Here is a 10,701-nt window from a genome sequence, read left to right as displayed (position 1 = left end):
GCCCTCACGCTGGGGCTCTCCGCCTGCGGCGCGGCCGAGCCGCTCCCCGCCGCGACGGTCACCGTCTGGGTGGACCCGCCCGCGGACCCCGCCTCCCAGCGCACGCCCGAGGAGGCGACACCCACGACAAGCCAGGAGCAGCCCACCGCACCGGCCACGTTGCGCGCCGGGCACCTGAAGAACGCGGTGTTCTCATACGAGCAGGCGCAGGAGTACTTCGAGGACGCCGGCAAGTCCATCGAGATCGCCGCCTTCCGCAGCCCGAGCGGCAACATCCACTGCCGGCTCGGCCCCGAGTTCGCCGCCTGCGAGGTGGAGGAGGGCCGCATCGAGCCGCCTGTCGACGGGATCTGCGCGGGTGGCCAGGCCGGCGACGTCGGGCGGCTGGAGCTCGTGGCCGGAGAGGTGACCCCAGTCTGCAACACCGACTCGATCCGGGATCCGGAGGCCAGGAAGCTGGCCTACGGCCGCATCGCCCGCTTGCCGGGCGTCGACGTGACGTGCCTCAGCGAGGAGTGGGGTGTGACCTGCGTCGACCCCCTCAGCGAGCACGGCTTCTTCATCGCCCGGGGAACCTTTACGACCTTCTGAGCAGTCTCGCCGTCGCGTCGGCCGCACGGACCGTCGTCGGTTCGGCCAAAAACCTCCCCGTAGAATCGTCACTCCGGCGCAGCCGAGCCGGACTCTTCCCAACCGACGTTTCGAGGAGACCCGTGGCGCAACTGCTGCTCCTGCATCTGGTGGCAGCCGTCGTCGCCCCGCTACTCGTCCGCCTCCTCTCCCGGAAGGCCTTCCTCGTCCTCGCGCTGGTGCCGGCGACGGCGTTCGGCTGGCTGGTCAGCGTCTCGACGGACGTGCGAGCCGGGCAGGGCCCGACGCAGCACATCTCCTGGGTCCCCGGCCTGGGCGTCGACCTCGACTTCCGGGTCACGACCCTGTCGTGGGTTGTCGGCCTGCTCGTGACCGGGGTGGGCGCCCTCGTCCTGCTCTACTGCACCTGGTACTTCGGTCGCGACGACCGGGCGCTGTGGCGCTTCAGCTCGGTGTTCATCGCCTTCGCGGGTGCGATGCTCGGTCTCGTCCTGACCGACAACCTGCTCGTGCTCTACGTCTTCTGGGAGCTGACCACGGTCTTCTCCTACCTGCTCATCGGGCACAATCCGGCGAGCTCGACCAACCGGCGTGCCGCCATGCAGGCGCTGCTCGTGACGACCTTCGGCGGTCTCGCGATGCTCATCGGGATCATCGCCATCGGCGTCCAGCACACCTACTCGATCAGCGGCTTCATCGAGTCGCCGCCCCCGCTCGACGGCGTCACCGCCGCCGCCATCGTGCTGCTGCTCGTCGGGGCACTGTCCAAGTCGGCGCTGATCCCGTTCCACTTCTGGCTTCCCGGTGCCATGGCGGCGCCGACACCGGTGAGCGCGTACCTCCACGCAGCCGCGATGGTCAAGGCCGGCGTCTACCTCGTCGCGCTCCTCGCCCCGGCCTTCGCGGGGGCCCCGGCCTGGTATGCCCTCACGGTTGGCCTCGGCCTCGGCACGATGCTCCTCGGAGGGTGGCGGGCGCTGCGTCAGCATGACCTCAAGCTGCTGCTGGCCTATGGCACCGTGAGCCAGCTGGGGTTCATGGTCTCCATCAGCGGGGTCGGCACCCGTGCCGCAGGCCTGGCCGCGCTCGCTCTCATCGTGGGACACGCCCTCTTCAAGTCGACGCTGTTCCTCACCGTGGGGATCATCGACAAGTCGACCGGCACCAGAGACCTGCGCCGCCTCTCGGGACTCGGCCGCCGGCTCCTGCCCGTGAGCATCCCGGCCACCCTGGCAGCGCTGTCGATGGCCGGAGTGACCCCTCTCGCCGGCTTCGTCGCGAAGGAGAGCGCGCTCGGTGCCCTCGTGAACGGGATCGAGGAAGCACGGCCACTCCCCCAGCCGTATGGCTGGCTCTCACTGGCCGGTGTCGTCCTCGGGTCCGTCCTCACCGTGGCGTACACGGCGCGCTTCATGTGGGGAGCCTTCGCCAGCAAGCCCGGCGTCCCGCCCACCCGGCTGACGATGCCGCATCCGGGCTTCGTCGCGGCGCCGCTGGTGCTCGGGGTGGGCTCATTGCTCGTCGGCCTGACGGCGCCGATCGAGTCCACGTTCCTCATGCCGTATGCCGACCTGTTCACCACTGGTGACGCGCCCGAGCCGCTCGCGCTCTGGCATGGGCTGACGCTCCCGCTCGTGCTGTCCGCCGTGTCGGTCGTCGCCGGCGCCCTGCTGTTCATCGACCGCGAACGGGTCGCACGCCTCCAGGCCGGGGTCCCGGACCTCGTCGACGGTGAGCGCATCTTCGGGCGCGTCCTGCGGGGGGTGGACCGCGGCGCCGTCGAGGCGACCGCGGTGACGCAACGCGGCTCGCTGCCGCTCTACGTCATGGCGATCCTCGTGGTGTTCGTCGCACTGCCCGGGGGTGCTGCGGTGCTTCGGGGCACGATCGGTCCGGTCCGCATCTGGGACTCCGCCGCGCAAGCGGTCGTCGGTGCGATCGTCGTCGCGGCCGCAATCCTCGTGCTGTTCTCGCGCAGGCGGGTCACGAGCATCATGCTCGTCGGCGTCACTGGCTATGGCGCGGCGATGACCTTCGTCCTCGCGGGGGCCCCAGACCTCGGCATCACGCAGATGCTCGTCGAGACCGTCGCCCTCGTCGTGTTCGTGCTCGTGCTGCGCCGACTGCCGACGAAGTTCACCCGCCACCCCCAGTCGCCCGTCCGCTCCTGGCGCCTCGTGCTCGGTCTCGCCGTTGGTCTCGGGGTCGCTGCCATGGGCCTGGTGACGACGAGCGCCCGGACCCAGGTGCCCGCATCCGAAGGGTTCCCGGTCGAGGCCTATGCCTTCGGCCACGGCCGCAACATCGTCAACGTCGCCCTCGTCGACATCCGTGCATGGGACACGATGGGCGAGGTCTCGGTGCTCGTCGTCGCCGCCACCGGCATCGCCAGTCTCATCTTCGTCCGAACGAGGAACGCCCGCCTGTCCCGCGCCACGGCCAAGAACCTTCCTCCGACGGAGCCGAACAGGGGCACCTGGCTGCACGGCGGGCGCACGCTGCGGCCCGAGCGCCGGTCGGTCATCTTCGAGGTCGTCACCCGGCTCGTCTTCCACGTGATGCTCGCCGCGTCGCTGTTCCTGCTCTTCGCCGGCCACAACCAACCGGGAGGCGGTTTCGCGGGTGGACTGGTGGCGGGTCTCGCCCTCGTGATCCGGTATCTCGCAGGCGGACGGTACGAGCTCGATGAAGCGGCCCCCTTCGACGCCGGCCTGCTCGTCGGACTCGGCCTGCTCGTCGTGGTCACCTCAGCGTTGGCCCCGCTCGCGTTCGGCGGGACGATCCTCCAGACGACCGCCCTGGACTTCGAGCTGCCGATCTGGGGCGAGGTGCACCTGGTCACGTCCCTCTTCTTCGACGCCGGCGTCTACCTCATCGTCGTGGGGATGATGCTGGACATCGTCCGAAGCCTGGGCACCGGGATCGACCGCCACATCGCCGAGGCGACGTCCGACCCGGGCGCCGCTGCCGCCTTCGACGCCGCCCCTGCCGGTGAGCCCACAGCGGCGGAGGCGGCTGCGCCAGCTGGATCCGAGGGGCCCGCGTCGTGACCACCCTCATCGAGGCCACCGTCCACCCCAACCTCACCCTCATCGTCGTCGTGGGCGTGCTCATCGCGGCCGGGACCGTGCTGGTGCTCGACCGGAGCCTGGTCCGGATCCTGCTCGGCCTGCTCCTCGTCGGCAACGGCGTGTCGATCCTCTACATGGTCATCGCAGGCGAGGCCGGGCGTCCGCCATTCGTCGGCGACACCGAACCCGGTGAGATGAGCGACCCGTTGCCCCAGGCCATGGTGCTGACGGCGATCGTCATCTCCCTCGCGACGATGGGCTTCCTGCTCGCGTTGGCCTACCGGCTCTGGCAGGTGTCTGGGACGGACGACGTGCCCGACGATGCCGAGGATGCGCGCATCCTCGACCTCGCCTCCGCGAATGAGACGTCGTCGACCTACGACCCCAACGTCACCCCGACCACGTCATCCGACGAGAGCGCCGAGGACAGCTCCTCATGAGATCACTCGTGCCAAATCTCGTGCCGATGGCTGTGCTGCTGCCCCTGCTCGGGGCGGCCCTCACGCTCGCGTTCCGGCGCTCACCGGTGTTGCAGCGCACCATCAGTGTCGGAGTCCTCACAACCGTCGTCGCCGTCGCAGCCGTCCTCGTCCAGCAGACGGACGCACACGGTCCCCAGGTCCTCTGGCTCGGCGCCTGGCCCGAGCCACTCGGCATCGCCCTCGTCGCGGACCGGCTCAGCGCGCTCATGCTGCTCGTGTCCGCCATCGTCTCGCTGGTCGTCCTCGTGTTCGCCATCGGACAGGGGCAGGCGGACGACGAGGAGGAAGAGGACACCCCGATGTCGATCTTCCACCCCACCTATCTCGTGCTCATGGCAGGCGTGTCCAACGCGTTCCTCGCGGGCGACCTGTTCAATCTCTTCGTCGGCTTCGAGATCCTGCTCTTCTCGTCCTACGTCCTGCTGACCCTCGGTGGCACGGGTCCACGCATCCACGCGGGCACGACCTACGTCGTTGTCAGCCTGGTCAGCTCGTCCCTGTTCCTCATTGCCATCGCATCGGCCTATGCCGCGACGGGAACCGTCAACCTCGCACAGCTGGCCGTGCGCATCGAGGGACTTCCGGCCAATGCGGCGCTCGTCGTCCAGCTGGCCCTGCTCACGACCTTCGGGATCAAGGCAGCGGTCTTCCCGATGTCCTCGTGGCTCCCCGACAGCTACCCCACCGCTCCCGCACCGGTGACTGCTGTCTTCGCCGGGTTGCTCACGAAGGTCGGTGTGTACGCGATCATCCGCACGCAGACGCTGCTGTTCCCCGAGTCCCCCCTCACCGGCCTGCTCATGTGGGCGGCGCTGCTGACCATGATCGTCGGCATCCTGGGCGCGGTCTCCCAGACGGGCCTCAAGCGAATGCTGTCCTTCACCCTGGTCAGCCACATCGGGTACATGATCTTCGGGATCGCCCTCGCGAGTGAGCACGGCACGGCGGGCGCGATCTTCTACGTCGCCCACCACATCACCATCCAGACCGCGCTCTTCCTCATCACCGGACTCGTCGAGCGGCTCGGTGGGACGACGTCGCTCGACCGGCTCGGCGGCCTCGCGGCTGCCTCACCGGTGCTCGCCATCCTCTTCTTCACCTCGGCCATGAACCTGTCCGGCATTCCCCCGCTGTCTGGTTTCCTCTCGAAGATCGGCCTGCTCCATGCCGGGCTCGAGCTGGGCACCCCGATGGCCTGGGTCCTCGTGGTGGCCGGCATCGTGACCAGCCTGCTCACGCTCTACGCGCTGACCAAGGTCTGGAGCCAGGCGTTCTGGCGCAGCGCCCCCAAACAGGCCGCCGGAGATGAGGAGCTGGACGGCACGGCCGGCTCCGAGGAGTTCGAGATGGCACCGGTCCCGGTCGGGCAGGGAGCCGCAGCACGGACCGACTCCGAGGGGGAAGCCCTCGCGACCGGGCCCCGGGACTTCTACACCGACCCGCCGCGGCGCCACAAGACCGCCACCGCGCAGGTCGGGCGCCCCCTGCCCAAGGCGATGCTGTGGGCGACGGCAGCGATGACTGCGGTCGGCATCGTGATCACGCTCGTCGCCGGGCCGCTCTTCGCCTACACCCAGCGTGCCGCTGGCGACCTCATGCAGCGGGACCCCTACATCAACAGCGTCCTGCCCGAGGAGGTGCTCCGGCGATGAACGCGCGGCACGAGCCCCTCGAGGACACCACCGCTGACGAGACCCCGAAGCGCCGGCGACGCTCCTTCCAGCCCCGCGCCATCCTCGTCGTCGCGCTGGCCTGGTGCTTCCTCTGGGACCGCATCACCTGGGGCAACATCCTGTCCGGCCTCGTCGTCGGACTCGTGGTCACGCTCGCGTTCCCGCTGCCATCCATCGAGTTCGGGGGACGGTTGCGGATCCACCGCCTGCTCCTCCTGCTCGCGTACTTCCTCCGGGACCTCGTCGTGGCGTCCGTCCAGGTGGCCATGCTCTCCTTCCGCCCGAGCCCTCCCCGAAACTCCGTCATCGAGGTCCAGCTCCGGACCCACTCCGACTTCTACCTCACCTTGACGTCGGAGCTCGTCGGCCTCGTCCCCGGCTCCACCGTCATCGAGGCCCGGCGATCCAGCTCGATCATCTACCTCCACCTGCTCGACGTGTGGGGCCCGGAGGCGATCAGGCACTTCCACGACCACGTGCTCGAGATCGAGGAACGCGTCGTAGGGGTGTTCGGCTCACCCGAGGAGATCGGCACCGTCGAACGGCTCAAGAAGGAGGGCCGATGACCATCGTCACCGCCGCTGCGACCCTGATGCTCGGGCTGGCGGCCGCACTCTGCCTCTACCGTCTCTACCGAGGGCCCAGCGCGCTGGACCGCATCCTCGCGATCGACGTGCTCCTCGTCATCTTCATCGCCGGGGTCGCCCTCGAGTCGGTCTGGAACCACCACGCAACCAACCTGCCTTTGATCATGATCCTCGCCATGGTCAACTTCGTCGGCGGCGTCGCGGTGACCCGGCTGCTCTCGCGGGACTCCGACGACCAGCCGTCCGACCCGGATGGGGTCGCCTCGTGAGCTGGTCCTCCGTCCTCGACATCGCGGGTGGCGTCTGCCTCCTCCTCGGCGCGGCGCTCTGCCTGGCCGGAGCGGTCGGGCTGGTCCGCTTCCCCGACACGCTCTCCCGGCTGCACGCTGTCACCAAGCCCCAGAGCCTGGGCCTCGTCCTCGTCCTTGTCGGCCTGGCCCTGACCTTGCGCTCCTGGGCCGCCGCCACGACCCTGCTCATCGCCGCTGCCGCTCAGTTCTTCACCTCCCCCGTGTCCGCCCATCTCGTCGGACGAACGGCCTACCGCAATGGCCGCGTCGACCGCCGCAACCTGGACGTCGACGAGCTGTCTGAGGCCCTCGAGCGGAGCGAATCAGCCCCCCCGCCACCACCGCCTGCGTCGTGAAGCGAGACCCAACCCCCGCGAACCTCCCAGCAACACACCCGCTTATCGACCGCTGGGGCCTGCTGCAGATGAGGGCAGCACTCGATATCCGGGTGTGTTGCGGAGGCGTGCGTAGGGCTCGCCCTGGGCCGGACGCTCGTCCTGCCGTCCGCGGACCGGCCACAACGACATGGCGCGCTCGGCCTGCGCGGTGATCGTCAGGCTGGGGTTCACACCGAGGTTCGCCGAGATGGCTGCGCCGTCCACGACGTGCAGGCCCGGGTAGTTCCAGACACGGTGGTAGGGATCGATGACGCCGCGGTCGGGCGAGCCGGAGATCACCGCACCCCCGAGGAAGTGGGCGGTCATCGGGATGTCGAGGATCTCGCCGATGCTGGATCCGGGGAAGACCCGCTCGCCGGTGGTCCGCCCGAGCCGGCCGGCCAGAGCGCGCACCGCGGCGTTGCCCTCAGGGATGTAGGTCGGGTTGGGCGCACCGTAGCCCTGGGTCGACGTCAGACGCGCGCCCAAGAGGCCACGTCGGCGTCGGACGTTGATGGAGTTGTCCGTCGTCTGCATGACGAGCGCGATGATGGTGCGCTCGCTCCACCGGCGTTTCGACAGAGACCTGAGGAAGACGGCCGGCTGGGCCACCGTCTGGCCCAGGAACTTCGCCCACCGGGGCACCCGACCGCCGCCGTCGACCTGCAGAATCGCGAGCAGGCCCATGGCGTTGGAGCCCTTGCCGTAGCGGACGTTCTCGACGTGAGTGGTCTCGTTCACGTGGAAGCTCGAGGTGATCGCGACCCCCTTCGACAAGTCCATCCCTCGCGGCACCCGGGCCGTGGTCGCCCCCGCCAGTGCCTCGGAGTTCGTCCGGGTGAGGTCGCCGAGCCTGTCCGACAGCCGCGGCAGGTGGCTCTCTCGCATGGCGTGCAGCAGCTGCGCGGTCCCCCAGGCACCCGCAGCGATGACGACCTGGTCGGCGGTCACCGTTCGGCGGTCCTTGCCGCGCTTGGTCCACCCACCGGTGCGCTCAGTCGTCACGGCGAAGCCGCCCACTGGCCGAGAGGGGTCGAGCGGGCGCACCTCGGTCACCGTGCGCAGCGGCTCGATCGTCACGCCACGTCGCTCGGCCAGGGCCAGGTAGTTCTTGACGAGCGTGTTCTTGGCGCCGACCTTGCAGCCGACCATGCAGTTCCCACACTCGGTGCAGCCGACGCGGTCCGGCCCCTCACCGCCGAAGAACGGGTCGGGCACCCGCTCGCCGGGCTCGCCGAAGTAGACGGCGACAGGGGTCTTGCGGAACGACTCCCCGACACCGAGATCGTTCGCCGTGTCCTTCATGACCTGCTCGACCGGCCCCCAGCACGGGTTCTCGACGACACCGAGCATGCGCTGCGCCGTCGCGTAGTGCGGCGCCAGCTCGGACTGCCAGTCCGTGATGTCCGACCATTGCGGGTCGCGGAAGAACGGCTCCGGCGGCACGTAGAGGGTGTTGGCGTAGTTGAGCGAGCCGCCGCCGACACCGGCCCCGCCGAGGATGAGACATTCCGGCAGCCGGTGGATCCGCTGCACGCCGTAGCAGCCGAGCCGTGGTGCCCAGAGATAGCGACGCAGGTTCCAGCTCGTGTCCGCGAAGTCCTCGTCCGCGAAGCGGCGGCCGGCCTCGTAGACATGGACGCGGTAACCCTTCTCGGCCAACCGGAGCGCCGCCACCGACCCACCGAAGCCTGACCCGATGACCACGACGTCGTGGTCGTACAGCTGCGTCATAATCGCAGCCTAGACGCCCCGATGCGCCGGGGCTACCGCCGAGTAACGAAACCCACAGCCCAACCGTGCGGACGAGCGGGAGCGAGCCCAGCGGCATACGGCAGAGGAACGGCCTACTGCCCGAGGTAGGGCGAGACGACGACCTCGACGCGCTGGAACTCCTTGACATCGCTGTAGCCGGTCGTGGCCATGGCGCGCCGCAGGGCGCCGACGAGGTTCGTCGTGCCGTCGGCCTGTCGCCCCGGCCCGAAGAGGATCTCCTCGATCGAGGCCTGCATGCCGAGCTCCATGCGCACGCCGCGCGGCAGCTCCGAATGGTGCGCCTCGGGGCCCCAGTGGTACCCACGACCAGGCGCATCCGTGGCGCGGGCCAGTGCGGCACCGAGCATGACGGCGTCGGCCCCACAGGCAACGGCCTTGACGATGTCACCCGACGTGCCGACGCCTCCGTCGGCGATGACGTGAACGTACCGGCCGCCGGACTCGTCGAGGTAGTCGCGCCGGGCTGCGGCGACATCGGCCACGGCCGAGGCCATCGGGGCATGGATGCCGAGCGTCTTGCGCGTCGTGTGCGCCGCTCCCCCGCCGAAACCGACGAGTACACCAGCCGCTCCCGTGCGCATCAGGTGCAGCGCCGCAGTGTAGGAGGCGGCCCCGCCGACGATGACTGGCACGTCGAGCTCGTAGATGAACCGCTTGAGGTTGAGCGGCTCGGCCCGCCCGGACACGTGCTCGGCGGACACCGTCGTGCCGCGGATGACGAAGAGGTCCACCCCCGCGTCGACGACGGTCTTCCAGTGCTGCTGGGTGCGCTGCGGCGACAGGGCACCGGCCACCGTGACGCCCGCCTCGCGCAGCTGGTGCAGCCGCTCGGTGATGAGCTCCGGCTTGATCGACTCGGCGTAGATCTCCTGCATCCGCGAGGTCGCGTGGACCGGGTCGAGCCCGGCGATCTCGGCGAGCTGCGCGGTGGGGTCCTCGTAGCGAGTCCACAGGCCCTCGAGATCGAGGACGGGCAGCGCGCCGAGCTTGCCGAGGGCGATCGCGGACTCGGGCGAGACGACCGAGTCCATCGGCGCGGCCATGACCGGGATGTCGAAGTGGTACGCGTCGATCTGCCACGAGACCGACACCTCCTCGGGATCGCGGGTGCGCCGGGACGGCACCACGGCGATGTCGTCGAAGGAGTAGGCCCGCCGTCCGCGCTTGCCTCGGCCGATCTCGATCTCAGTCACCGCCCGATCCTAGCTGCGGTTCGAGAGCCTCGAGGAAGGCGAGGGTCGCGCGGCTCGGATTGAAGTTGCTCCACGCGAGGTACTCGATGCGGGTCGGTCCGTTGGTGACCCGGATCGCGGTGAGATCGGGACTCGAGGGGACGAGCGCCGGAGCGAGCAGCGCGATGGCGAGGTCCTGCCTCACGAGGCCGAGCATGAGACCCGTGTCCATCGCCTCGAAGGCGACCTCGCGCCGGAGCCCCGCAGCTGCGAAGGCGAGATCGCTCTGGGCTCGTCCGGGGGTCCCGGCCGGGAAGTCCGCGAAGGACTCCTCGGCCAGGTCACTCAGGTCGAGAGTGTCCCGTCCGGAGAGGCGATGGTGCCCGCTGAGGACGGCGACGAGCCGGTCACGCACCAGCTCCCGGGTCCGGACGCGTTGCGGCGGGGCAGTCTCCGGGAGACCGAGGACCGCGATGTCGACCTCCCCTGCATCGATGGTGGCAACGAGTTCGTCGCTCCCACCGCCTCGCAGTGCGATGCGGACCGCCGGGTGGGCCCGGTGGAACTCTCGCAGCGCGGCGGGGACGTCGACGGCGGTGACGGTGGGGATGAGGCCGATGGTCAGCTGCCCCCGGAGCTGGCCGGTGGCCGCGGCGGCGTCGGCCGCGGCTCGCTCGGCGGC

The 10,701-nt window shown here is 69.8% G+C and carries 9 protein-coding genes and 1 pseudogene; 7 read left to right on the top strand and 3 right to left on the bottom strand.

Translation table 11 applies throughout. The features are described from left to right. From VIR15_RS00545 to mnhG, 7 genes and pseudogenes are all read left to right on the top strand, one after another. A pseudogene (locus tag VIR15_RS00545) lies at positions 1–591 on the top strand (hypothetical protein); the annotation flags it as partial. A gap of 122 nt (positions 592–713) precedes the next feature. Continuing rightward, on the top strand, positions 714–3,641 hold the full coding sequence (locus VIR15_RS00540) for a Na+/H+ antiporter subunit A (RefSeq protein WP_331925515.1): 2,928 nt from the start codon (positions 714–716) through the stop codon (positions 3,639–3,641). Next, positions 3,638–4,102, top strand: a complete 465-nt coding sequence (locus tag VIR15_RS00535) for a Na(+)/H(+) antiporter subunit C (RefSeq protein WP_331925514.1) — start codon at positions 3,638–3,640, stop codon at positions 4,100–4,102. The genes VIR15_RS00540 and VIR15_RS00535 overlap by 4 nt, the downstream gene beginning before the upstream one ends. Further along, positions 4,099–5,796 (top strand): Na+/H+ antiporter subunit D, encoded by a 1,698-nt coding sequence (locus VIR15_RS00530; RefSeq protein WP_331925513.1) that lies wholly within the window; start codon positions 4,099–4,101, stop codon positions 5,794–5,796. Before VIR15_RS00535 ends, VIR15_RS00530 begins: the two co-directional genes overlap by 4 nt. Next, on the top strand, positions 5,793–6,383 hold the full coding sequence (locus VIR15_RS00525) for a Na+/H+ antiporter subunit E (protein WP_331925512.1): 591 nt from the start codon (positions 5,793–5,795) through the stop codon (positions 6,381–6,383). The genes VIR15_RS00530 and VIR15_RS00525 overlap by 4 nt, the downstream gene beginning before the upstream one ends. Further along, entirely contained in the window at positions 6,380–6,673 is a 294-nt protein-coding gene (locus VIR15_RS00520; RefSeq protein WP_331925511.1) for an MrpF/PhaF family protein, read from the top strand. The genes VIR15_RS00525 and VIR15_RS00520 overlap by 4 nt, the downstream gene beginning before the upstream one ends. Beyond that, positions 6,670–7,050, top strand: coding sequence for a monovalent cation/H(+) antiporter subunit G (gene mnhG, locus VIR15_RS00515; protein WP_331925510.1), 381 nt, complete (start codon positions 6,670–6,672; stop codon positions 7,048–7,050). The genes VIR15_RS00520 and mnhG overlap by 4 nt, the downstream gene beginning before the upstream one ends. A gap of 42 nt (positions 7,051–7,092) precedes the next feature. On the opposite strand, the gene VIR15_RS00510 is transcribed toward mnhG, so the two are convergent. The 3 genes from VIR15_RS00510 to VIR15_RS00500 form a co-directional block, all read right to left on the bottom strand. Then, positions 7,093–8,805 carry a GMC oxidoreductase gene (locus VIR15_RS00510; protein ID WP_331925509.1) on the bottom strand — a complete coding sequence of 571 codons (1,713 nt, stop codon included), beginning with the start codon at positions 8,803–8,805 and terminating at the stop codon, positions 7,093–7,095. Between the two features lie 113 nt (positions 8,806–8,918). Next, on the bottom strand, positions 8,919–10,040 hold the full coding sequence (locus VIR15_RS00505; protein WP_331925508.1) for a GuaB3 family IMP dehydrogenase-related protein: 1,122 nt from the start codon (positions 10,038–10,040) through the stop codon (positions 8,919–8,921). Beyond that, on the bottom strand, positions 10,033–10,701 hold a 669-nt coding region (locus VIR15_RS00500; protein ID WP_331925507.1), incomplete at its 5' end, for a LysR substrate-binding domain-containing protein. The genes VIR15_RS00505 and VIR15_RS00500, both read right to left, overlap by 8 nt.

Origin of the sequence: Intrasporangium sp. (assembly GCF_036566125.1) — a bacterium.
Classification (GTDB): Bacteria; Actinomycetota; Actinomycetes; order Actinomycetales; family Dermatophilaceae; genus Intrasporangium.
Note: the sequence above shows the minus strand (reverse complement) of the source record. Positions and strands in the feature narration are given on the sequence as shown.

Excerpts from the sequence above, each read along its gene's own strand:
- VIR15_RS00530 (WP_331925513.1), top strand. The coding sequence starts at position 4,099 with ATGAGATCACTCGTGCCAAATCTCGTGCCGATGGCTGTGCTGCTGCCC.
- VIR15_RS00525 (WP_331925512.1), top strand. The coding sequence starts at position 5,793 with ATGAACGCGCGGCACGAGCCCCTCGAGGACACCACCGCTGACGAGACC.
- VIR15_RS00520 (WP_331925511.1), top strand. The coding sequence starts at position 6,380 with ATGACCATCGTCACCGCCGCTGCGACCCTGATGCTCGGGCTGGCGGCC.
- VIR15_RS00510 (WP_331925509.1), bottom strand. The coding sequence starts at position 8,805 with ATGACGCAGCTGTACGACCACGACGTCGTGGTCATCGGGTCAGGCTTC.